This is a genomic window from Neobacillus sp. B24, from assembly GCF_055381825.1.
The window spans coordinates 3,740,495-3,764,342 of record NZ_AP035777.1 but is presented as its reverse complement, the minus strand read 5'-3'; the positions used below and the strand labels follow the sequence as shown (position 1 = coordinate 3,764,342).

Here is a 23,848-nt window from a genome sequence, read left to right as displayed (position 1 = left end):
ACATGGTGCAAATTAGAAATAAACCTGCAAAAATTGGAACATATCTTGAACAGGATGTTCTATTTCTGCTAAAAGATTTAAGCAATGTTATGTTGGAGGATTCTGCCGCAAATCGTGAGCTCCGCATCCAATCCGGAGGTCATTATAGCGAGACGCTGCCGATTGAATATCAGCCCCCAAAAGCGTACATTGATTTGTTTTGGAAAACATTGCACGCCTATAAACAAAAGGTAGCATTAGCTGTCGGGATTGTCGCCGAGCAAATTTATCGTTTAAAAGGAGAAAAAACAGTTCTGGTGTCACTTGCCCGAGCCGGCACACCAGTGGGTGTTCTGATTAAGCGATATTTAACATTGAAATATGGTATTTCTCTACCGCATTATAGTATTTCGATTATCCGTGACAGGGGCATTGACGAAAATGCCATTCATTATATCCGAAATGAGCACCCTGACGGAACCATCCAGTTTGTTGACGGCTGGACAGGAAAAGGGGCTATTTCCCAGGAGTTAACCAAGTCGTGCCGAGATTATCAGCGAAAACATGGGGTCAATCTGGATGATACTTTGGCTGTTATTGCCGACCCAGGACACTGCACAACCCTGTTTGGTACGAGAGAGGATTTCTTAATTCCAAGTGCCTGTTTAAATTCAACCGTATCCGGACTTGTCAGCCGAACCGTATTCAATAAGGCCTATATTGATAAGAATGATTTCCACGGTGCAAAGTTCTACCGGCATCTCATGGAGGAAGATGTCACTATTCAATTTATTGACAGTATCGTTGCCGAATTTCATGGTATCTTGGAAGCGGCAGAAGAAGCGGCACACAAAATAAACCGTGAGGAACTGACTGCCGAATTTTCTGGCATGGAAGACGTTAGGAGAATTCAAACACAATTTGCAATCGGAAACCCCAATTTTATTAAACCTGGTGTGGGAGAAACGACTCGGGTATTACTAAGAAGGGTACCCTGGAAAATCTTGATGCGCGACCCGTCAAGTCCATTTGTTCAACACATCCTTATGCTGGCAAAAGAAAAAGGGGTAGAAGTAGTTGATTATCCCCATCTAACCTATCTTTGCTGCGGCATCATTAAATCAGTCAAGGAGAATCAGTCATGATCTTTGCATCTGACCTTGACAGAACTATTGTTTATTCAGAACGGGCAATCCTCGAGTTGGGAGAAAAACAGAATAATAGACTTAAACCAGTCGAGCAAAAAGATGGCCGCTGGGTGGCATATATGCCGGAGGACGCTTTCTTTGCTTTACAAGAAATAGCTCAAACATGTTTATTTATACCTGTTACCACAAGGATAACAGAGCAATTTAACCGGTTTATTATATTTGAAGATAAAGAATGCTTTCCCTACGCAATTACTGCCAATGGTGCGGTGATCTTATACAAGGGAAAACCCATGGAAGCTTGGACGGAGCTGATTGCTAAAAAAATGCAACAGGAAACCGCCTCACAGGAAGAATTACTGTTGACTCTACAAAGGAATAAAATCCATATAACCGGCCAATTAAAAGAGGCCGGCGGGTATTTTTTCTATTATATTCTGGAGTCGCTGCCATTTGTATATGACAGAATTCTTCTAGAGGAATTAGTATCCCGGGCAGGCTGGAGAATGTCTCTGCAAGGCAGGAAGTTGTACTTTATCCCAAAGGCTGTTAGCAAGGGATCGGCACTTAAGTTTATAAGTGATATCACAGGACTGACAACGATTGCTGGAGGAGGCGATTCAATACTCGACTGGGACTTTTTACAGCACTGCCAATATCGTTTTGTCCCCAACCATGGGGAACTTGCCAAGCTGTCAGCTGGTAAGGAGTTCATCCTTACCAAAAACAGCGGAGCTGCAGCAGGTGAAGAAATCTTGAAGCGATTTAAAGACCTAATCTTTTCCGAACAGCCGGCTGACCATAAAAAAATAAACGCATGAAAATAAACTGAAACAAGCTGCAAGAAATAAAAATGACAAGACCAATGATTTTAGGACAGGAGAGAGAAACAAGGTAAAGATCAAACTGAATACAAATAAATCAAAATAGATAAACAAATCTGATGCCATGACTTCCATTAAAGTTTCCAGTTCTTCCTGTATCGCATCGATACGGGGACGTTTATATAAAAAACGCAAGTTGGTCACCTACTTTACTATCAGTACTCAATACTATGTAGGGACAAGAACAAAGGTGAAAATGCTGGAAATGTTGCTTAATGATGAAACATTTTTCCGTGGCATTCGTATAAACAAATGAACCATTAAGCCATCTATGATATGATGATAGGGAACCTTACATAATTTGCTAACTTTGAATACGTTTTGCTTCTGAGGGAAGGGATTATGAATGAATCCATCATTAAATCAATTAAACATCCGCCCAGTTGGATCCCTTTCATATGAAAATTGGCTTGGAATGCTGCAGAAGCCGCTTCCAGAACGGCCTGAATTTTCAATAGAAAATGGGACGATCCAAATCAGTCAAGTCATTGCGGAATTCTTTGGGGTTCCCATTGATACGGATGAATATTACAATCAACTATTTGATTTTGCTACAGAAAAACAATGGAAGCTACAGTTATTAAGCGTGGAATCGCTTGATAAAACAATTGAAAATGCTCTGTTCCAGTCCATCCAAAGGGTATTGAACATAAACCAGGAGCAGAATCTGTCGGTGAACCGTTTTACTGCTTTTTTAGAGGGAGAGAAGCTGCTGCTAAAATCACCAGTGCCTGCGATTCACCGCAAACTCCGGGAAGCGATGATTGCAACTCTTGAACTTTATTCAAGTCAGGAAACTGGCGGGTTGAAAAATCATGAATTAAGGCGGATTCTCGTTGATATGATCAAGTGGTCAATCAACCATTTGCAGCCATTGCTTGATGATGCCGACCCGGAGCGGGAGATGCCCAAGTTTTTATGGTATGGCGACTTTAAAAAGAGCCACCAGTACTTTTTATATTACTTAATTAAGCTTGGCTGTGACATTGTAATTTTCCATCCTGAGGGTAAGGATATTTTGGAGGGGATGTCGGTAGACGGGGTATTCATTCATCGTTATCCGAAATCGCAGCACCCTGAACATTTTCCTAGGGAAAAGCGGAGCCGGAAAACCACTGTTGCTTATCGGGCTTCAAAAGAAATCGAGACGATCCTAAACCAGGAGGGTTCAGGTCTCTATAAACCGTGGCAGTTGAGAGATTATACCCCTTCATCGGTTACGTTAAAGACTACCTATGATGAACTGTTTATGATTGCGAAAGAAATCGCGATGATCCGTCCTGATTTTACGGTAAGTAACGGACAAGTCAAAATTCCGTCACTGTTTGCCAAGATTCAGGGAGTCAGCAAAAATCGTAAGGAATATTGGGAGCGCCTGCATTCCCTTGATGAGCAGGAGGATAGTTTACTGGTCCGCCAGCTTCCATTTACCATTCCAAGCAATGGTGACTTTCGGTTTCATTATCGTAATGCGCTTGGTAAAGACGGATTAATTGATCCTGACAAAGTTATCGGCGGACACTATTGGCCCTACTCTTTTTTACCGTCGGGCCTGCAAAAAGGAATTGCCAATGCGGTCAGAACCATTTGTGACAAACCGGGTTTAAAGCCGCTTCCGATGGAGAGCATGGAAGAAGTAAAGATTTATTTGTTTACCCAAACCATGTTTATGCCGAAAAAAGTGATTCAGTTATTGGAGAAATTTGATTATTCACAGAAGGTACCAAAGCTGATTATTTTTAATAATGAAAAAACGGGCATGCTTTCAAGGGCAGATGCGGCGTTGCTGCTCCTGTTGAATCAGTTTGGAATTGATCTCATTGTGTACAATCCAACCGGGCATAACGATATTGAAAATTACTTACATGAGCAATTATTTGATATTCATTGGCTTGAGGATGTAGTCTTTGATTTGGAATTTAAGGAACCTTCCGTATCCATTTTCAAAAAAGGGCTTTTTCAAGGAATCTTAAAAAATTTAAGGGGAGATTAACCAGTGAACTTATCATCGAATCCATCCAGCGGTTTAACGCCTCAGCCTGCGGAGGACCTGCTGACCGAAACAAAAGTATCTGACATCAAGCTTGCATTAAGAAAAGAACCGGAAATTCAAAACCTAGCCCGATCAATTGACGAGCGGGATCAAATTCAGGTGTTGGAATTTGGTAAGGAACCCGCAGAACAAATCTCTAGGTTTTCCGATCAAATCCTCGGAAATATGCGGACAACGAAAGTGGAGGATTCCGGTGAGCTGTTAAAGCAGCTTGGCAAGATTATGGATAAATTTGATCCCAAGGACTTTCAAAAAACATCCGGCGGGATATTTGGCAAATTGTTTAAAAAAGGCGAGAAAATGGTCGAGAAGCTATTTGGCAAATATCAAACAATGGGCGGAGAAATCGATAAGGTTTATGTGGAGATTTCCAAGTACCGTCAGGAAATGGTCGATTCCACTACGACATTAGAGTCCATGTATGAGCAAAACTACCAGTACTATCTTACCCTGGAAAAATATGTTGTTGCCGGGGAATTGAAAGTAGAAGACTTAAAAAATAATCAACTTCCCCAGCTTGAAGCAAAAGCTGCTGCCGGTGACCAGCTTGCTTCGTTGCAGCTTGATTCGCTGCGCAACGCAATTGAGTTACTGGAACAGCGAATTTATGACCTGGAAATGGCGAAAATGGTGGCGCTGCAAACTGCGCCACAAATTAGGATGCTGCAGCGAGGCAATACAAAGCTGATTGGAAAAATCAATTCAGCTTTTGTAACCACGATACCAATTTTTAAAAATGGCTTGATTCAGGCAGTGGCTGCCAAAAGACAAAAGCTTGTCGCTGATTCCATGAGTGAGCTTGATCGCCGTACCAATGAAATGCTGCTTAGAAACGCGCAAAACATTTCCCAGCAAAGCGCCGACATTGCCAGACTTGCTGGCGGACCAAGTATCAAGATTGAAACGATTGAAGAATCGTGGAATATCATCATCAAAGGCTTACAGGAAACGAAAGCAATTGAGGATGAAAACAAGCGCTTGCGTCAAGAAGGAACAAGACGCTTAGAACAATTACAAGAAAACTTTAAGAAAATTAAAGCACAATCTTAACTTAAACTTTTAATGAGGTGATGAAAATGGCAATTAATCTGACAAAAGGCCAGCGTGTTGATCTAACAAAAGGAAATCCGGGACTTTCAAAAATCATGGTAGGCTTGGGCTGGGATCCCGTTCAAAGCGGCGGAGGCGGAGGCTTCCTCGGTTCCCTGTTTGGCGGCGGAGGCGGAGCTAATATCGACTGTGATGCATCTGTTATCATGCTTGGAGCAAATGACCGTCTGCAAAACAACAAGGATGTCATTTATTTTGGCAATTTAAGAAGCAGTGACGGCAGCGTCCAACACTCAGGAGATAATCTGACTGGCGATGGCGATGGTGATGATGAGCAAATTATGATTGATTTAAATAGAGTGCCAGCTAATATCCAGAAGCTTGTCTTTGTTGTAAATATCTATGATTGCGTTAAACGCAAGCAGCATTTTGGCATGATTCGCAATGCATTCATCAGGGTAGTAAATCCAAGCAATCACCAGGAATTGATTCATTATAATTTGACAGATGACTATAATGGAAAAACCTGCCTGATTACTGGCGAGCTGTACCGTCACAACAACGAGTGGAAGTTTGCGGCTATTGGAACTGGCACCAATGCAGCAGGATTAAGTGAAGTTGTTCGTTCTTATAGTTAAATAGAAGAGTTGCAGCGCCTTGGCGCTGCAACTGGACAAATCAAAAGTTTGTTGTAAGAGGTGATAAAAATGGGTATTAATTTATCAAAAGGACAAAGAATTGATTTAACTAAAACCAATCCAGGATTGACAAAGGTAATTGTCGGGCTTGGCTGGGACACAAACCGTTATCATGGCGGATTTGACTTTGACTTGGATGCATCGGCATTCTTGACCGATGCGAGCAGCCAAGTGGTTAACGATTTGGACTTTGTCTTTTATAATAATTTGAAGGATCCATCGGGTGCGGTCGAGCATACAGGGGATAATCGTACCGGTGAAGGTGATGGCGACGATGAACAAATCAAAATTGATTTCAGTAAGGTTCCGTCTCAGATTCATCGAATTGCTATTACGGTAACGATTCATGATGCAGAGGCAAGAAACCAAAATTTTGGTCAAGTCAGCAACGCCTTTGCCCGTGTCGTCGATGAAGACACGGGCCGTGAGATTTTAAGGTTTGACCTTGGTGAGGACTTTTCCGTTGAAACCGCAGTGGTGATATGCGAGCTTTACCGCCATAATGGCGATTGGAAGTTTAACGCTGTCGGTAGTGGGTTCGCCGGCGGCCTTGCCGCCTTGTGCAGGAATTTTGGATTACAAGTATAGAACGGTTAGAGAGGTCGCCTTTTTGGCGGCTTTTTGTATGTATAAACTCTCTGTATATGAGCTTTCTCTTTTTTCATGAAATAAACAAATTCACCAACATATTTACCATGTTATAATTCTATTAAACTACTAATTTTAATGGGGGGATAGCATGCGTAAATGGTTTGCAGGTATAGTGGTTGTTCTCTTGTCATTAATATCAATAACTACGTCAAAAGCATCGATTGACGGTATAAGACTTGCTGACTTTCCAAATAGTTCGGAGCTTTCCAAAACTATTAATAACAGCATCCACTCGAGTGTGAAGCAAATGGTGATTTTGCCCAAACAAGAGTTTGACCAAGACGAAGCTGCCGGGATTATTAATAGAATTAGTATATTGCCAGATTCCCTTTTAACTAAAATAAATGATCAAGGGATTACCTTAAAGTTGTTTACAGGTAAGTTAACCGACAATCCTACAGCCAGTCATCTTACCGGAAAAACTCCAAGAGGATACCAGTCTAACACCACCTGGGATGACGTGCCAGGCATCGGCGGAGGGCAAGTTGTGTTAGTCAAAATTGGTGCCAGTAAAAAAGGAAAGGGACACGGTTCCATCAACCTTGAATTACATGAAATGGCACACTCAATAGACCATATAATTTTTAATGAAATTAGTCAAAAACAGAAATTCCATGAAATCTGGGAAAAAGAACACAATCAATTGTTTCCGGGTAAAAGTTATTTCCTTTATCCTGAGGAATATTTTGCAGAAACTTTTGCAATGTTTTATTTGAATAATAGTACGAAAACCATTTTAAAAAATAAAGCACCTTCAACTTATAATTTTATTAAAAATCTTCACTAATACTTGCTTCATTGTTAAAATAATAGGATATGAAGTAGAGGAGTGTCGAAGTTGAAGCAATATTTAGATCTATGCAAGCACGTATTAGAGAATGGCACTTTTAAGGGTGACCGTACCGGAACGGGCACAATCAGCAGCTTCGGCTATCAAATGAGATTTGATCTGGCTGAAGGGTTTCCACTAGTAACGACAAAAAAGCTGCATCTTAAATCAATCATTTATGAATTATTATGGTTTTTAAACGGAGACACCAATGTCCGATATCTTCAGGAAAATGGTGTTCGTATTTGGAACGAATGGGCTGATGAGAACGGAGAGCTAGGGCCAATCTATGGTCACCAATGGCGTTCCTGGACCGGTGCCGACGGAAACACAGTCGACCAAATAAGTGAATTAATCCAACAAATCAAAACTAATTCCAATTCACGCAGGCTGCTTGTTAATGCTTGGAATGTAGCCGAAATTGACAAAATGGCCTTGCCGCCGTGCCACTGTATGTTTCAATTTTATGTGGCTGATGGAAAATTGTCCTGCCAGCTTTATCAACGTTCAGCAGATGTTTTCTTGGGAGTTCCGTTTAACATCGCATCCTATGCACTGCTTACCATGATGATTGCTCAAGTTTGCGGCCTGAAGCCTGGAGAATTCGTCCATACCTTTGGGGATGTCCATATTTATCAAAACCACATCGAGCAAGTCAACCTGCAGTTAACAAGGGAACCAAAACAATTGCCAACGTTAACAATCAACCCTGAAGTACAGGATATTTTCTCCTTCCAGTATGGTGATTTCACGTTGGAAAATTATGACCCACATCCTCATATTAAAGGTGTGGTTAGTGTATGATTTCATTTATTGTGGCCATGGACGAAAATCGTGTCATTGGTAAAAATAATGGACTGCCCTGGCATCTGCCAGAGGACTTGAAGTTTTTTAAGCGGGTGACAATGGGACATCCAATTGCTATGGGACGAAAAACTCACGAATCGATTGGCCGTGTCCTCCCGGGACGAGAAAATATCGTCATTTCAAGGCAGGAGGATTTCCAAGCCGGGGAATGCACCGTTTTCCATTCCGTAAATGAGTTTGTAAATTACTGTAGGAAGCAAAAAAGCGAAATTTTTGTCATAGGCGGGGCAGAAATTTTTAAAGAAACATTCCCTTATGCCGATCGCCTATACATTACTTTAATACATGAGCAATTTGAGGGGGATACGTTTTTCCCGGAGTATCCTGAATGTGAATGGAAGCTTGTTTCCAATGAGCAGGGAATTAGAAACGAAAAAAATCCATACCATTATGAATTCCGGATTTACCAACGGAAAGAATAGCACGAAAGGGAAACATTAATGTTCAGACTTATTACGCTTAACCGTAAAATGTGTTTGAGAAGAATAATATGATGATCCGCCCGGCACAAATCAACATAACGGTAGGCCAGTCAATAGACCCTCAGATATACTATAATATGGAATTAAAAGATTTAGCTGAACATGTCCGGCAAATAATTGTTGAAAATCTGGATGATAACAGTAAAGCTTCATAAACCTAACCTATTATAATTTATCAAATAAAAAAGCATCAGCCAGTGTGCTGGTGCTTTAGACCATTAACCTTAGTAGTTAACTTCGTTCAATTCATATTCCGTCAATTTGGCAAGCATGCCGCGGAATTCTTGTGGATGGCAAAATTCTTCCTCATGAAAATGCGCTTTAATCCAGGCAATCATTTCTTTCGGACTATTAAAGTATTCCCCGCTGCGATCGCTTTTTCGAATGGTGTATCTTCCATTATCATCGTCCAATGTTACCTCAACTGGCAAGGCCCCATCAAAGCTGCAAAGAGCAAATTCCATCCAACTCACATCCTATCCTTATTAGTTTCCTTAGTATATGTTCTAATGTTCCAATTATATGCAAAAACCAATTGGTTGTCAAAATATTTTAAATATTTAATTAAAAATGTGATATTGACTTACATAATGGATATTGTTAAATTTAATAGAGCAAGAATGGAAATGCTAAATATCACAGTTGGTTTAATTTTGATGGATATTGTGAAATTACTATGAATTATTTCAAATATTTATCCCAAATACCTATTTCAATACTATAATCGTAGTAGAAATAATAAAATTTAAAGGGGATGTCCATTATGTTTTCAAATATCGGAATTCCAGGATTAATATTGATTTTAACGCTTGCGCTTATTATTTTTGGACCAAAAAAATTGCCGGAAATCGGACGTGCTTTCGGACAAACATTAAAAGAATTTAAAAAATCAACACGTGAACTTACCGACGATGTAATGGAAGACATTAAGGAAGAAAAGGAAAAATTGAGCAAATAAGGTGTAAGATTTCATGTCTTGCACCTTTTCTTCTCCGGTTTTTACCTATATGAATATGAGAAAACGTAGTAATTACGATTTGGCAGGGGAAATACATGGAAGATAAAGAATTGCAATTAGTTGACCACTTAGAGGAATTACGGAAAAGAATTATTATTTCAGCACTAGCTTTTGTGGTCTTTTTTATAGTCGGCTTTATTTATGTTGACGATATTTACAAATGGTTTGTCGGTGACACCAAACTGTTGGTTCTGGGTCCAAGTGACATCATGTGGATTTATTTCATGCTTGCAGGTGTTGTGGCGCTTACGGGAACAATCCCGGTTTTAGCACTCCAAATCTGGATGTTTGTCAAACCTGCTTTAAAGCCGATTGAAAGAAAAATCACCTTATCCTACGTCCCGGCTTTGTTTATCTTATTTATTGTAGGTCTTGCCTTCGGTTATTTTGCCATTTTTCCAATGGTCCTTAAGTTCTTAATAAATATTGGGCAAGAGATGTTTGTGACAAACTTTACTGCAGAGCGTTATTTCAGTTTTATTTTGAACATGACCCTGCCATTTGGGGTACTATTTGAATTGCCAGTCGTGGTCATGTTTCTGACATCCCTTGGAATCATAAATCCATTTGTTTTGGCAAAGGTTCGTAAATACGCTTATTTTGTATTGGTGATCATCGCCATTGTTATTACACCGCCAGATTTTATGTCTGATTTTGTTGTCACAATGCCGCTCCTTCTCTTATATGAAATCAGTATAAACTTATCAAAATTTGTTTACCGGAAAAAATTGAAAAAAGAACAAGAAAATGAATTAATCGAAGTGTAATGTAAGGCCTTGAGGATGACTCCTCAAGGCTTTTTATTACGGCAAATTATTATTATAGTAAAACTTTATGGCGTGCTTGATATTCCAATATTTTCATGGTTATAAATGAAAATATGATAACAATACAGTTAAGAAGGATTTGTGTATTTTTTTGAAAAATTAAGACGAAAGACCCAAGATATACTACAATTGCCTTGAAATCAAGTTTTTTTCTATTTCTAATTAAGTGGAGGAGTAGCGGATGAAAAGACAGAAAACAGTTTATGAAGCCGCAATCGACCATGGTTTTAGCCGTCGGGACTTCCTGAAAATGTGTACGGTACTTACAGCTACACTTGGATTGGAATTTACACAGTCCGAAAACGTTGTAAAAGCCATGGAAACAAAATCGAGAGTACCTGTAGTATGGCTGCAATTCCAGGATTGCACGGGCTGCTCGGAATCTTTTATTCGTTCGTCGCAGCCAAAGACAGAAAGTGTGCTGCTAGAAATGATATCACTAGAATATTCTGAGGTACTTTCTGCAGCATCCGGCCATCAGGCAGAAGCATCCATGAAACAAGTATTAAAGGATTACAAAGGTAAGTATGTCCTAGCTGTTGAAGGCAGCATCCCTGATGATGAAGCTTTCCTAACAGTTGGAGGACAATCAGCAAAAGAAACATTTGAAGAAATGGCTGCAGGAGCAATGGCCATTGTCGCCTATGGATCTTGTTCATCCTGGGGAGGCATTGCAGCCGCCCATCCAAATCCAACTGGCGCGAAGCCAGTAACCAGTTTTGTAAAAGATATCCCTGTCATCCTTGTACCGGGCTGTCCGCCAATAGCTGAAGTAATGACGGGTGTCATTGCCCACATCATTACATTTGGAGGACTGCCGGAATTGGATCAGTTTGGCCGTCCGAAAGCCTTCTACCGCCACCGGATTCATGACAAATGTAATCGCCGTGCTTATTTTGATGCTGGATTATTTGTTGAATCCTTTGATGATGAGGGAGCAAAGCAGGGCTATTGTCTATATAAAGTCGGCTGTAAGGGACCAACCACTTACAACTCATGTGCAGAGATGCGCTGGAACGGCGGTGTCAGCTACCCAATTCAGTCAGGCAATCCGTGTATTGGCTGTTCGGAAGAGGGTTTTTGGGATAACGGACCATTCTTCACAAGAAGGGCGAAAATCCCTGGTACCCAGACAACTATGAATCCTGATGCAGTTGGGATGGCGGTAGTCGGCCTGGCAGCTGCCGGTGTTGCTGTTCATGCTGCAGGAACAGTTGTGAAGAGGAAGCTCGATGACAAAAGAGGTGAACAGGAATGAGTGAACGTATTGTTGTAGATCCAATTACCAGAATTGAAGGTCACTTGCGTGTTGAAGTAGATATAGATGAAAACGGTGTCATTAAGGAAGCATATAGCTCCGGAACAGCAGTCCGTGGACTTGAACTCATTGTTAAGGACCGTGATCCTCGGGACGTTTGGGCATATGTCCAACGAATTTGTGGTGTTTGTACAACGGTACATGCCCTTGCATCGATTCGGGCCGTAGAAGATGCGCTTGAAATAAAAATTCCGAGAAATGCCCATTTGATTCGGGACATTATGAATGAAGCGCTGTTTGTCCATGATCATGTTGTTCACTTTTATCATTTGCATGCCTTGGACTGGGTCGATGTTGTCAGTGCGATACAGGCGGACCCTTCCGAAACATCAAGAATTGCCCAATCCATTTCGAGTTGGCCAAAATCATCACCAGGCTATTTTAACGATGTTCAAAATAAAGTGAAGAAGCTGATTGCCAGCGGACAATTAGGGATATTTGCCAATGGATATTGGGGCCATAAAGCATACAAGCTGCCGCCGGAAGTGAACTTGCTGGCAGTTGCCCACTATCTAGAGGCATTGGATTGGCAGAAGGAAATTGTCAAAATTCATACTATATTTGGCGGCAAAAACCCGCATCCACACTATGTTGTAGGTGGTATGGCAACACCACTTGATATAAATAGCGACAATGGTGTTCATGCCGAGCGGCTTATGCATGTATCACAGATTATTGATCAGGCTAGGGAATTCGTTAACCAGGTATATATTCCAGATTTACTCGCTATTGGATCCTACTATAAGGATTGGACATATGGCGGCGGTTTGAATAATTATCTTTGCTATGGTGATTTCTCGACAGGTGATATTTATGATACTAAGCTATATCGTATGCCAAGAGGTATTGTTTTAAACGGTAACCTAAATGAGGTATTGGATGTGGATCTGAAAGACCCTAAGCACGTCCAGGAATTTATTGACCATTCCTGGTATTCCTATGACGGTAAGGATGGCGGTAAAGGGAAACATCCGTTTGTCGGCGAGACAGAATTTAATTATACTGGACCAAAAGCACCGTACAAACAATTGGATACTGACAAGAAATACAGCTGGTTAAAATCGCCGCGCTGGAAGGAGCATCCAATGGAAACTGGTCCATTGGCCAGGATGATTGTCGGCTATGCATCAGGAAAAGAAGAGATTGTCAGCATCGTTGATGAAACTTTACAAAAGTTGAATCTTCCAATCACCGCATTGCAATCAGCACTGGGAAGAACGGTGGCACGTGGTCTTGAAACAGTGCTTATTTCGGGATGGCTTCGCAATGATATGGATACGTTATTGAAAAATATCAAGAGCGGCAACCAGGTAACATTCGATAGAACCAAATGGGAACCAAGCACATGGCCGGAACGTTCCAAAGGTGTTGGCTGGATGGAAGCGCCAAGGGGAGCGCTTGGGCACTGGATTGATATTGAAGATGGCAAAACGAAAAACTATCAGGCTGTTGTCCCGACAACATGGAACGCTTCACCAAGGGATCATAAAAATAAAATTGGTGCCTATGAAGCAGCATTGAAAGGGACACCGATGCTGGATAAGGAACAGCCGATTGAAATCATGCGGATCATCCATTCGTTCGACCCATGTCTTGCATGTGCCGTGCATTTAACAGATTTAGAAACAAATAAAATGACCGAAATCCGATTAGGTTAGGAGGGAGACAAATGGGTGCGCCTAAATTACCGACCCAGCCTCCGGGAACCTTACCGAAACCAAGAGTTTTAAACAGCGAGAATTCCTACCACCCGGAAGAGCCAATTAAATATACAACTATGGAAAACGATGTAAAAGTTTATGTGTGGGAATTGCCAATAAGAATCTACCATTGGGTGAATGCGGTTTGCATCTGTATCCTGATTGTGACTGGAATCTATATAGGAAAGCCATTTGCCGGAGCTGGTATTCCCGAGGAAGCTTATTATTCTAACCTGATGGGCTGGACGAGATACATTCACTTCTTTGCCGCGTTTGTGTTTACTGCCGCCTTTATTTATCGGATGTATTGGTGCTTTGTTGGAAATAAGTTTTCAAAATTTAATCCTTTACGCTGGGTATTCTGGAAAGATACTTGGGAAACGGTTAAGTTTTATTTGTTCCTGCCTAATAAAAAGCCCCACTTCGTGGGCCATAATCCACTTGCTTATTTAAGTTACTGGATCTTTAACTATCTTGGATCATTGATTGTGATATTAACCGGTTTCTATATGTATTTTGAACCGCAAAAGGAAACCATTTGGGGTAAGATGTTTGCGTGGGTTCCGTATATTTTCGGAGACAGTTATTTAAGCCGCTCGTGGCATCATTGGACAGCGTGGGCGTTCATTCTCTTTATTGTCCTCCATGTCTATTTGGCTTTTCGGGATGATTACTTGGAACGATGCGGTTCCATTTCATCTATGTTTACAGGCTATAAAACAGAACCGAAAAAAACAGTTGGTGAAAAATCTACAAAGTAGTGTTTAAAAAGTAATTGGAGTACGCTTCGCTAATATTCCTGTCAGGGATTATTAGCTAGGCTGCTCCAATTTCTTTATTTGTGAAATTTTTTCGATTTTTTGCAAAAAAGATTTAAAAATTAGTCACAGTTATAACCATATCTAAGTGATAGCATAAAAGTAGGAGAAGTTTAATGAGCGTTCAAAATAATCGATCGGAGAATGGTGATGAAGACAAATAAAATTACGATTTTAGGAATTGGCAACACATTATTTTCGGATGAAGGTGTTGGCATCTATCTTCTGCCGATTTTGGAAACTGCTTTAAAAGACTACGAAAATATTGAATTTATTGAAGGACTTACTGATGGCATGAAGCTCCTTGGTCCAGTGGAGGATGCCGAAAATCTCATTATTATTGATGCGATTAATGCTGGGAAACCGGGCGGAACGATTATTAAACTGGAGGGGGATGAAATTCCGGCCTACTTCGGCATTAAAATGTCCGTACACCAAATGGGGTTCCAGGAAGTATTGCTTGCTGCAAAGTTGCGGGAGCGCTATCCGAAACAAATTGTCATGTATGGGATGCAGCCAACCTCACTTGAGCTTGGAATTGGATTGACTGAGACTAACCAGGCTAGGCTTGAGGAACTTGCGAAGTCGATTATATGCCAGGTGGAATCCTGGAGTGAGGCGACATGAAACGGGGCGATTTCTTAAAGGAAATGGCCGGCAGTCTGTTCACCACCGTTAAATCTGTTTATCAACCGTTTATTGCCGAAGATTTGGAAAAGGTGGAGGAAGCTGCAGACAGAGCATTGGGGATTACCTGGGAACCTTTCATAAACGAAGGGGAGCTATATTCTGATCTGGAAATGAAGTTCTTCCATGGGAAACCGATTGTTATCTACCGGCAGGGTACGTTTATACAAGTAATGAGCGGTGTCTGTTCTGATTGCTCCACTATTATAAACCTGGCCTCTTTAAACCGAAGTGGGAAATGTTTTCATTGTGAAAAGGAATTCAATTTTAAGACAAAAACTGGTGAACTGAAGCTAGAATCCCTGCCGATAAAAGTAAAGGACCATCAATATTTAATAGGGTTTACCAAGTTAAGCTAATAGGGAATAGGTGATTGCATGCATGAAATGGCATTGATGGGGGATATCATTCAGCTTGTGCAAGAGGATGCTTTAGCAAACGGGATAGTTAAAATTGAAAAAATAGAACTATTGGTCGGGGAAATTGCCAATGCGATGCCGGATGCCTTGAGAATGGCGTTTGAGATATTTCGCGACCAAAACCCTCAACTTTTCTCAGAACGTGCAGAGCTTGTTATTCAATTCGAAGAGGCAAAAGCAAAATGTGTGTTATGCGGTCTGGAATACCGGCCATATCAAAAAATGGCCCTTTGCCCGAGCTGCAACATCCCCTCTGGCAAGGTGCTGGCGGGCGAAACGTTCCAGGTTCTTTCATATGAAGGGAGTAATTGAAAATGAAGGTAACATTAAGAACAGATGTGTTAACCAACAATAATAAGGCTGCTGATTTCAATCGTGAGCTATTTCAAGACACGAAGACATTAGTCATTAATTTGATGAGTTCACCCGGTGCTGGAAAGACGACACTATTGGAGGAGACAGTCCGGGAACTTTCCGGAAAATATCGCATCGCCGTCATTGAAGGTGATTTGGCTACGGAAAAGGATGCCGACCGAATAAGGGCAATGGGCGCAAAAGCGGTCCAGATTAACACCCATGGCGGCTGCCACCTTGATGCCCGGATGGTCGCTGCAGCACTGGGAGAATTTGATCTTGATGATTTCGATATTCTTTTTATCGAGAATGTCGGCAACTTGGTCTGCCCATCAGGCTACGATCTTGGTCAAAACCATAAGGTGTCTGTTCTCAGTGTCCCAGAAGGCAATGATAAGATTCCCAAATATCCGCAAATGTTTATGAGAACAGAATTAGTCTTGTTAAATAAAATTGACCTTCTGCCATATTTGGATTTCAATGTCGAAGAAGCGAGACAGGATCTAATGGAGATTAATCCGCAGTCAACGCTAATTCCGGTGTCGGCGCGAACCAGAGAAGGACTGCATGAATGGCTTTCCTGGATTGAAGGAGCCTATGTAAAATGCGTACAGCAGTAAGGGTTACTGTTACAGGCAGGGTACAGGGTGTCGGGTTTCGCCCATTTGTGTTTGGGCTTGCCGACCTTCATCAGTTGGACGGAACCGTACAAAATAATATGGATGGAGTCAAAATCTATTTGGAAGGCTCCTGGACATCCATTGAATTATTTTTACAAGATTTAAAGATGAAGGCACCGCGCCTATCAAAGATTAATCAAATATTGGTTGAAGAAACGGAAATGCAAAATTTAATGGATTTTACGATTATTGCGAGTGAGAGAAGCGGTACCTCAATGCTCGTAATTCCGATTGATTCGGCTGTTTGTGATGATTGTTTGCGGGAAATGAATGACCCGGACGATTTTCGCTATCAATATCCGTTTATCAACTGCACGCAATGCGGCCCGCGCTATACGATTATTGAAGAGTTGCCGTATGACAGACCTTACACGTCGATGAAAAGCTTTCCGATGTGCGATGATTGCCGCAGGGAATATGAAGACCCGACAAACAGAAGGCACCATGCCCAGCCAATTGCCTGTCCAAAATGCGGACCAAAGGTTCGCTTGCTAGACGGAAGCGGCGAGGAGCTAGATTCGGAGACTCCGATAAAGGAAGCCATTAAACTTTTAAAAGCTGGGAAGATTATTGCAATAAAAGGGATTGGTGGTTATCATCTGGCCTGCGATGCAAGAAATGAACACGCTGTCGCAGATTTAAGGATTAGGAAAAATCGGCCAAAACGGCCGCTGGCAGTAATGGCAGCATCAATTACGGCGGCCTTTGGGTTTTCCGAAATAAGTGAAGAGGAAAAGGAATTATTGGCCAGTCCCGAATCCCCGATTGTCATACTGAAGAAAAAAGAATTTTGTGGATTGGCAGAAGGCGTTGCGCCGGGAATGGAAACAATCGGTGTTATGCTCCCGTATACACCCTTGCATCATTTATTATTTGCCGATCCAGACCTTCCGTGTTTAGTCATGACTAGTGCCAACCCAGCCGGACTGCCGATCTTATACAAGGATGAGGTAGCAGCGTATTACTTGGATGGCATTGCAGACTATTATCTGGTACATAACCGTGAAATTCTTCATCCTGTGGATGACTCGGTCGTTCAACTTAATGACGGCAAACTTGATTTCCTAAGAAGATCCCGCGGCTATGTTCCCGACCCATTTTTGACAACTGTTGATGTTTCGGGAATTGTGGCGTTCGGAGGACAGCAAAAAACGACATTCACAATTGGCAGGAATTCACAAGTTTTTGTGGGGCCGCATATTGGAGATTTAGATAATGTAGAAACTATCGAGCATTACGGACAGGAATTAGAACATCTCCTGAAATGGGTTGATACACCTCGGTCGGTTGCAGTGATTGACGCTCATCCGGGTTATCAGATACAAAATCTTGTAAAAGAATATGGGTTTACCAACATCCTAGAAGTACAACATCATCATGCCCATATGGCTGCCGTTCTTGATGAACATTGCATTCTCGGGAAAGCGTACGGCATTATCCTTGACGGTACAGGTTATGGCCTTGACGGCAATGTCTGGGGCTTTGAAATCTTCCATGGAGATGCAACGGAGTTTGAGCGGGTCGCCCATTTGCGTTATACGCCTCTTCCCGGAATTGAAAAATGCATTCGTGAGCCATGGCGAAATGCGGCGGCCATGTTGATTTCACATCACGGTGATGAGGGTGTCCAACTTGCAAATGCCATTTTTCCAGAGAAAGCATTAGAAATTGCAGTTTTAAAAGCAATGATTGAGAACAATGTTAATACTGTTTATGCTGGTACATGCGGCAGGATGTTTGATGCAGTTAGCGCCATTTGCGGTGTGACCAGGATTTCCAGTTATGACGGCGAGGCCGCCATCCATTTGTCAGAGCTTATAGATGAGTCGATTATTTATGAACCGTATCCATTTGAATTAGTAGATGCAGAAGTATTATTAATTGATTTTTCAAAAATGCTGAAGGATATAACCGTGGAAGTTTTGGCAGGTGTGGATACAGCCTCGATTAGCGGTAGATTTCATGAAAGTGTTGTTCAAGCGATTGTTTTCGCGTTGGAGAAAATTCACGTAAACCAACCAGCCTTTGAAAAAACAGTTGTACTATCTGGTGGCAGCTTCCATAACCGATATTTACGTAAGCGAATCAGTGAGGAGCTAAGGAATCGGGAATTTAGGGTATACGTTCCGGAGAAAGTTCCTTGCAATGATGGCGGGTTATCTTACGGACAATTAGCCATTGCGGCAGCGAAAAGGAGTGTGAAAAAATCATGTGTGTCGGCGTACCCGCAAAAGTAATTCAAAAGCACGAATACAGCGCTGTTGTTGATGTAATGGGTTCACAAACAACAGTTGGAACCATTTTTGTTCCAGAAGTTGAACTTGGGGATTATGTAATAGTCCATGCCGGTCAGGCCATGAGTATTGTCGATGAAATGTATGCCAGACAAAGTGTGGAGGAATGGAGGAAACTCGTACATGCTCGAAATTCTGAAACAGTCTAGTAACCCAGAACTCTGTAAATCCCTTGCAAGTAAGGTAATTGAAAAAGCAAAAGAGTTTCAGAGAAAGTTTGGTCGTAAGCCTGCCTTTATGGAAGTTTGCGGCTCCCACACAATGTCACTCGCTCGTACTGGAGTGAAACAGCTATTAAAAGAAGATGTAAATCTGATATCCGGACCAGGCTGTCCTGTTTGCGTTACTGACCAACGCTCGATAGATGCGATGATTGCTCTTGCCGAAGGTGAGAATAGGATTATTTGTACGTTTGGCGATATGATGCGGGTGCCCGGGTCGGCTAAAACACTGCTGGATGCAAAGATTGCCGGAAAGGATATTCGGTTTTTATATTCACCTGTAGATGCGGTAAAAGTTGCTGAGGAAAATCCTGATAAAGAGGTAATTTTTCTAGGAGTCGGCTTTGAAACCACCATCCCTATCCTGACCTTAATGGTCGGTGAGGCGGAACGACGCGGCATCGGAAACTTCTCTATATGGATGACAACAAAACTGGTAGAACCCGTGCTTCGCTATCTGTTGGAAGCAGGGGAAGTGAATTTGGACGGATTCCTGCTCCCTGGCCATGTGTCGATTGTATTGGGGGAGGATTCTTATCAATATTTAGTTGATGAATACAGTATTTCTGGTGTCATTACCGGATTTGAGCCAGCAGAATTATTATCTGGTATTTATAAGTTAATTGACTTGGCTTTATCCGGAAGAATGGCGATTAAAAACAACCATCCTGCCGTTGTCAGCAAAACGGGCAATCAGGTTATCCATCAGTGGATGGAAAAATATTTAACACTGACCGACGAGGCTTGGCGAGGAATTGGCGTAATTCCGAAGAGTGGTCTCGATTTAAAACCGGAATATAACCTCTATAATGCGAAAAAGAAGTTTCATGTTGAAGTGGGAGAACCCCGGAAAACAAAGTGCCGCTGCGGGGAAGTCATCCGCGGCTTAATTTTGCCGACAAATTGTCCATTGTTCGGTAAAGCATGCCACCCGATGAATCCGATTGGCCCGTGCATGGTTTCAGCAGAAGGAAGCTGTGCCGCTTATTATCAATACATGAGGGAGAGCTTTTGATGGATAAATTTATCAACTTGGCACACGGAGATGGCGGAGAATTAAGTCATCGGTTAATTCGGGATATATTCATAGATACTTTTGGTGACGGTCAGGCAGCATTATTTGATGCGGCATCAATCAATATTTTTAGCAGCAAAATTGCCGTAAGTACTGACTCATTTGTGATAAAACCCATCTTCTTCCCCGGCGGTTCAATTGGAAAATTGGCTGTTGCCGGAACGGTAAATGATCTAGTAGTCAGTGGGGCAAAACCCATCTACTTAACCTGCGGCTTTGTGATTGAAGAAGGCTTCTCAATTTCTGATTTAAAAAGAATCGTAACCGATATGGCAGCAGAAGCACGAAAAACAGGTGTAACCATTATCGCAGGAGATACCAAGGTAGTTGAGCGGGGCAGTGCTGATGGGGTGTATATTAATACTACTGGAATCGGAATCTATGAACCTGGCATCGGCTGCAGCTTGGAATTTGAAGAGGGGGATGCCATATTGGTAACCGGGACCATCGGCGATCATGGTGTTGCAGTGCTGGGTGCTCGCGGCGACCTCGGCATATCTGTACCAATAAATAGTGATTGTGCTTCACTTAATGGAATGCTCTGGGAAGTTCTTAAGCAAACAGACGGTGTCCGTATTATGCGCGATCCGACACGGGGTGGGCTGGCTACAACACTTGTTGAAATAGCCGAAGACTTTAAGCTAACGATGAAAATTAATGAAACGGATCTTCCAGTTAGGGAAGTGGTACATGGTGTTTGTGACCTGTTAGGATTTGATCCACTTTATCTTGCTAATGAAGGTAAAGCAATCATTGTAGTTGCACAACGAGAAAAAGAGAAAGTGATAGATATTTTACGAAAATTTCCCGAAGGAAGAGACGCAGTAATCATTGGTTCTATTGTTGGAAAACAGAAAGGACAATTATTGCTGGAAACCCCGCTGGGCTCCAAACGACTATTAACAAGATTAACAGGGACCATGTTCCCGAGAATATGCTAGGAAAAGTCGTCCTCATTCTATATTAGAATGGGGGCTTTTCATTTTTTATTAGTAATTTCATTATTAAACTTGTAACAACCAACATGTAATGCGAGCACAGCCCGAGTCTGTGCTCTTTATATTTTAAAATAATGAATTGTTCCATTCAAAGGATGAAACCTGTATAATTAAAGCAGTAAGTTTGAGGATGTGAACTAATGAGCAAGATTAAAATTGTAACCGATTCAACGATGGATATGCCACAAGAAATGATAGAGCAACTAGGAATTGTCGTGGTCCCCTTAGCAATCACAATAAATGGTGAAACCTATTTCGATCGGGTTAATTTGGAGCCGGTTGAATTTATTGAAATGATGGAGAATTCCAAGGAGTTGCCGAAGAGCTCTCAACCTTCAGCAGGAGCATTCCTTGAAGTGTATGACCAACTTGGACAAGAAGGCTATGAGGTCCTATCAATACATATGACTGGAAAGATGAGTGGTACGGTTCGCTCGGCAGAAAGTGCTGCCCAAATGACCGATACAAAAGTAACGGTGCTTGATTCTAAGTTTATATCAAAAGCACTTGCTTTCCAGGTAAAAGAGGCCGCTGAAATGGCGAATCAGGGCAAAAATATGGCAGAAATTCTTGATCGTCTTGAAACAGTCCGGGACCATACAAAACTTTATATTATGGTAGATACGTTGGAGAATATGGTTAAAGGCGGCAGGATCGGGAAAGGCAAGGCATTCATCGGATCATTGCTAAATATCAAACCAATCGCCTCATTGGAGGGAGCGGAATATAATCCAGTAGCAAAGGTACGGAGCCATTCTCAAGTTGTGAAATTTATGGCTAAGCAGTTTGCTGAGGATGTGAAAGGGAAGACCGTCCGTGGCGTAGGGATTGCTCATGCCGAGGCACAGGAACTCTCTCAGAGAATAAAAAATAGTATTTTTGAAATAACAGGGTTTCAGGATGTGGAAATTGATTACACGGGTCCAACCGTCAGTACGCATACAGGACCGGGCGCACTGGCGTTAATGTATTATTTTGATTAGTTAATAGGATGGGAGGCCCCATCCTAATTTGCTTTTACAAGTTCATGGGTTGATTGGGAAATGATATATCCCAGGCGGTGTAAATGCTTGCGAATTCCGCTTCGTTCCCAGGTGGTCATAATCGGATTCTCTAAGGCGGATATTGGATAGAAGATCCCGATTTTCGTAAGTTCTTCAAAATTCAAACCTTGGCGGGCGTAACTGTCAATGATTTGATCCCGTCTGTCGATGATCGCCAAAAATTTTTCCATTGAATCGCGAAACTCCTGCTTGGAGAAGATTCCCTTTTGATGGCCGGTAATATAAGTATCAGCATCAAGGCTTAATAGCCGTTTCCCCGAGGCAATGAAGTCGTCAATGTTGCCATCGGTTCCGTTATACCACGGACCAAACGAGGACATATCATAATCCCCGGCAAATACGACACCTAATTCAGGAAAATAGGGACAGGAAAGGCCGGCAGTGTGCCCTGGTGTATGTAAAAACACAACTTTCACATCACCAAAGGAATATTCCGATTCATATTGGTAGGAACCAGAGATTTCGCCAAGATTTTTCACCCATTCCTGTGGGAGCGAGTTTTTCCATACCTCCACACCACGTTGGCCCCATTCTTGATAAACTCCATTTGCCCTGGCAACACCTTCTACCGTCCGGGCAGTTTCAAATTCAATCGGATTGATGAGCTTTGTCGTATCCTTAAATAGATGGTTACTTCTTGTGTGATCAGGGTGGTAATGGGTATTAATAATTAATTCAACCCCATATTCGTGGTCAATATCCAATAGCGCATTAGGCTCTGCGCCAGTATCAATCAGTACCTTTTCGTTACAGTCAATGTATAAGCTGCGGGAATAGGGCACCTTGCTGTTATTTGGTCCTTCTACAATCAGTATTGGTCCCAATCTTTCCATCGTATTCACCTCACATAATATCCGTAAAAGTCCCAAATTTTAAAGATTATAATTTTTCCTTAAATGAGTGAACCTTCATTCATAATATCATATATTTCGGGTACATGAAATATTTTAATTCTCCCATTCAATATGGTTTATTTCTTTCATCCCTGTCGAAACTTTGTTACACTATAGTCGAATGTGGATAAGTATGTGGTCAAAGGGTGATTTTGTGAAGCGTAGACTTGCAGTAATTTTATTTGTATTTTCTGCTTTATTAGTGGCGGGGTGTGGGCAAAAGGAAATTCAGAATGCGGTTAATTGGCCGGTGAAGGATTTTTCAACGACAACCCAGGATAATAAATCATTAGAGTTAAAGGACCTTAAAGGCAAGATTTGGATCTCGGATTTTATCTTTACGAGCTGTGCTGATGTTTGTCCGCCGATGACGGCCAATATGGCAAAGTTACAGAAAATGGTTGAAGATGAGAAACTAGAAAATGTCGAATTTGTCTCATTTAGTGTCGATCCGACTGTTGATACTCCGGAGCGTCTAAAAGAATACGCCAGTAATTTTGGTGCTGATTTTTCAAATTGGTCGTTTCTAACCGGATACTCTCAAGAATTCATTGAAGGTTATGCTAGGGAAAATTTTAAAACAATTGTTAAAAAGCCGGAAAACGAAAGCCAAGTTATTCATCAAACCTATGTTTACCTTGTAGACAAAGATGGAAACATCAAAAAAACCTATAATTTGTTTAAGAATGTTCCTTATGATGAAATCATTCATGATATTAAAGCACTACAATAGACCTTTATCGGGTCTATTTTTTTTGCAAAGAATAGGATATAGTATAGATTTTTTTGAATGGCACTCATCATGTTATAATAAAAATAGTTTAGAAGGCAGGTGAAGTTG

The 23,848-nt window shown here is 41.6% G+C and carries 26 protein-coding genes; 24 read left to right on the top strand and 2 right to left on the bottom strand.

Going from position 1 to position 23,848, the window contains the following annotated elements; genetic code table 11:
- The first annotated feature begins 2 nt into the window (after window positions 1-2).
- The 9 genes from ACZ43M_RS18530 to ACZ43M_RS18490 all read left to right on the top strand — a co-directional run bounded on the left by ACZ43M_RS18530 (window position 3) and on the right by ACZ43M_RS18490 (window position 8,581).
- Entirely contained in the window at window positions 3-1,124 is a 1,122-nt protein-coding gene (locus tag ACZ43M_RS18530; protein WP_464503998.1) for a cysteine protease StiP family protein, read from the top strand.
- Entirely contained in the window at window positions 1,121-1,948 is an 828-nt protein-coding gene (locus ACZ43M_RS18525) for an HAD family hydrolase (protein WP_464503997.1), read from the top strand. Before ACZ43M_RS18530 ends, ACZ43M_RS18525 begins: the two co-directional genes overlap by 4 nt.
- Window positions 1,949-2,357: 409 nt before the next feature.
- Window positions 2,358-4,004, top strand: coding sequence for a YceG family protein (locus tag ACZ43M_RS18520; protein ID WP_464503996.1), 1,647 nt, complete (start codon window positions 2,358-2,360; stop codon window positions 4,002-4,004).
- Between the two features lie 3 nt (window positions 4,005-4,007).
- Window positions 4,008-5,114 (top strand): toxic anion resistance protein, encoded by a 1,107-nt coding sequence (locus ACZ43M_RS18515; protein WP_464503995.1) that lies wholly within the window; start codon window positions 4,008-4,010, stop codon window positions 5,112-5,114.
- Between the two features lie 26 nt (window positions 5,115-5,140).
- Window positions 5,141-5,752 (top strand): TerD family protein, encoded by a 612-nt coding sequence (locus tag ACZ43M_RS18510; protein ID WP_464503994.1) that lies wholly within the window; start codon window positions 5,141-5,143, stop codon window positions 5,750-5,752.
- Between the two features lie 69 nt (window positions 5,753-5,821).
- Window positions 5,822-6,400, top strand: a complete 579-nt coding sequence (locus ACZ43M_RS18505) for a TerD family protein (protein WP_464503993.1) — start codon at window positions 5,822-5,824, stop codon at window positions 6,398-6,400.
- Between the two features lie 151 nt (window positions 6,401-6,551).
- A complete protein-coding gene (locus tag ACZ43M_RS18500) occupies window positions 6,552-7,250 on the top strand; it encodes an anthrax toxin lethal factor-related metalloendopeptidase (RefSeq protein ID WP_464503992.1) in 699 nt (232 codons plus the stop codon).
- 42 nt (window positions 7,251-7,292) lie between these two features.
- Entirely contained in the window at window positions 7,293-8,096 is an 804-nt protein-coding gene (locus tag ACZ43M_RS18495) for a thymidylate synthase (RefSeq protein WP_464503991.1), read from the top strand.
- Window positions 8,093-8,581 (top strand): dihydrofolate reductase, encoded by a 489-nt coding sequence (locus tag ACZ43M_RS18490; RefSeq protein WP_464503990.1) that lies wholly within the window; start codon window positions 8,093-8,095, stop codon window positions 8,579-8,581. Before ACZ43M_RS18495 ends, ACZ43M_RS18490 begins: the two co-directional genes overlap by 4 nt.
- Before the next feature lie 284 nt (window positions 8,582-8,865).
- Here ACZ43M_RS18490 and ACZ43M_RS18485 read toward each other — a convergent pair whose 3' ends face one another.
- Window positions 8,866-9,105, bottom strand: a complete 240-nt coding sequence (locus ACZ43M_RS18485) for a hypothetical protein (RefSeq protein WP_464503989.1) — start codon at window positions 9,103-9,105, stop codon at window positions 8,866-8,868.
- 299 nt (window positions 9,106-9,404) lie between these two features.
- On the opposite strand from ACZ43M_RS18485, the gene ACZ43M_RS18480 reads away from it, so the two are divergent.
- From ACZ43M_RS18480 to ACZ43M_RS18415, 14 genes are all read left to right on the top strand, one after another.
- Window positions 9,405-9,599 (top strand): twin-arginine translocase TatA/TatE family subunit, encoded by a 195-nt coding sequence (locus ACZ43M_RS18480; RefSeq protein WP_464503988.1) that lies wholly within the window; start codon window positions 9,405-9,407, stop codon window positions 9,597-9,599.
- A gap of 95 nt (window positions 9,600-9,694) precedes the next feature.
- Window positions 9,695-10,426: a twin-arginine translocase subunit TatC gene (tatC, locus tag ACZ43M_RS18475; RefSeq protein ID WP_464503987.1), complete on the top strand. Its 732-nt coding sequence runs from the start codon at window positions 9,695-9,697 to the stop codon at window positions 10,424-10,426.
- 241 nt (window positions 10,427-10,667) lie between these two features.
- Window positions 10,668-11,744 carry a hydrogenase small subunit gene (locus ACZ43M_RS18470; protein WP_464503986.1) on the top strand — a complete coding sequence of 359 codons (1,077 nt, stop codon included), beginning with the start codon at window positions 10,668-10,670 and terminating at the stop codon, window positions 11,742-11,744.
- Entirely contained in the window at window positions 11,741-13,462 is a 1,722-nt protein-coding gene (locus ACZ43M_RS18465) for a nickel-dependent hydrogenase large subunit (protein ID WP_464503985.1), read from the top strand. Before ACZ43M_RS18470 ends, ACZ43M_RS18465 begins: the two co-directional genes overlap by 4 nt.
- Window positions 13,463-13,581: 119 nt before the next feature.
- Window positions 13,582-14,265 carry a Ni/Fe-hydrogenase, b-type cytochrome subunit gene (gene cybH, locus ACZ43M_RS18460; protein WP_464508058.1) on the top strand — a complete coding sequence of 228 codons (684 nt, stop codon included), beginning with the start codon at window positions 13,582-13,584 and terminating at the stop codon, window positions 14,263-14,265.
- A gap of 207 nt (window positions 14,266-14,472) precedes the next feature.
- The gene (locus ACZ43M_RS18455) at window positions 14,473-14,949 is read left to right on the top strand and encodes a HyaD/HybD family hydrogenase maturation endopeptidase (protein ID WP_464503984.1); all 477 of its coding nucleotides are present in this window, start codon (window positions 14,473-14,475) and stop codon (window positions 14,947-14,949) included.
- The gene (locus ACZ43M_RS18450; RefSeq protein WP_464503983.1) at window positions 14,946-15,368 is read left to right on the top strand and encodes a hypothetical protein; all 423 of its coding nucleotides are present in this window, start codon (window positions 14,946-14,948) and stop codon (window positions 15,366-15,368) included. The genes ACZ43M_RS18455 and ACZ43M_RS18450 overlap by 4 nt, the downstream gene beginning before the upstream one ends.
- An 18-nt stretch (window positions 15,369-15,386) precedes the next feature.
- On the top strand, window positions 15,387-15,740 hold the full coding sequence (locus tag ACZ43M_RS18445) for a hydrogenase maturation nickel metallochaperone HypA/HybF (RefSeq protein WP_464503982.1): 354 nt from the start codon (window positions 15,387-15,389) through the stop codon (window positions 15,738-15,740).
- 2 nt (window positions 15,741-15,742) lie between these two features.
- Window positions 15,743-16,402: a hydrogenase nickel incorporation protein HypB gene (gene hypB / locus ACZ43M_RS18440; protein ID WP_464503981.1), complete on the top strand. Its 660-nt coding sequence runs from the start codon at window positions 15,743-15,745 to the stop codon at window positions 16,400-16,402.
- Complete coding sequence (hypF, locus tag ACZ43M_RS18435) at window positions 16,387-18,699, top strand: carbamoyltransferase HypF (protein ID WP_464503980.1); 2,313 nt, start codon at window positions 16,387-16,389, stop codon at window positions 18,697-18,699. The genes hypB and hypF overlap by 16 nt, the downstream gene beginning before the upstream one ends.
- Window positions 18,672-18,905: a HypC/HybG/HupF family hydrogenase formation chaperone gene (locus tag ACZ43M_RS18430; RefSeq protein WP_464503979.1), complete on the top strand. Its 234-nt coding sequence runs from the start codon at window positions 18,672-18,674 to the stop codon at window positions 18,903-18,905. Before hypF ends, ACZ43M_RS18430 begins: the two co-directional genes overlap by 28 nt.
- Window positions 18,880-19,992: a hydrogenase formation protein HypD gene (gene hypD, locus ACZ43M_RS18425; protein WP_464503978.1), complete on the top strand. Its 1,113-nt coding sequence runs from the start codon at window positions 18,880-18,882 to the stop codon at window positions 19,990-19,992. The genes ACZ43M_RS18430 and hypD overlap by 26 nt, the downstream gene beginning before the upstream one ends.
- Window positions 19,992-20,993, top strand: coding sequence for a hydrogenase expression/formation protein HypE (hypE, locus tag ACZ43M_RS18420; protein ID WP_464503977.1), 1,002 nt, complete (start codon window positions 19,992-19,994; stop codon window positions 20,991-20,993). The genes hypD and hypE overlap by 1 nt, the downstream gene beginning before the upstream one ends.
- 197 nt (window positions 20,994-21,190) lie before the next feature.
- Window positions 21,191-22,033, top strand: a complete 843-nt coding sequence (locus ACZ43M_RS18415) for a DegV family protein (RefSeq protein ID WP_464503976.1) — start codon at window positions 21,191-21,193, stop codon at window positions 22,031-22,033.
- 23 nt (window positions 22,034-22,056) lie between these two features.
- On the opposite strand, the gene ACZ43M_RS18410 is transcribed toward ACZ43M_RS18415, so the two are convergent.
- Window positions 22,057-22,947 (bottom strand): MBL fold metallo-hydrolase, encoded by an 891-nt coding sequence (locus ACZ43M_RS18410; RefSeq protein ID WP_464503975.1) that lies wholly within the window; start codon window positions 22,945-22,947, stop codon window positions 22,057-22,059.
- Between the two features lie 214 nt (window positions 22,948-23,161).
- Here ACZ43M_RS18410 and ACZ43M_RS18405 point away from each other — a divergent pair, with 214 nt between their 5' ends.
- Window positions 23,162-23,740: an SCO family protein gene (locus ACZ43M_RS18405; protein ID WP_464503974.1), complete on the top strand. Its 579-nt coding sequence runs from the start codon at window positions 23,162-23,164 to the stop codon at window positions 23,738-23,740.
- The last annotated feature ends 108 nt before the right edge of the window (window positions 23,741-23,848 follow it).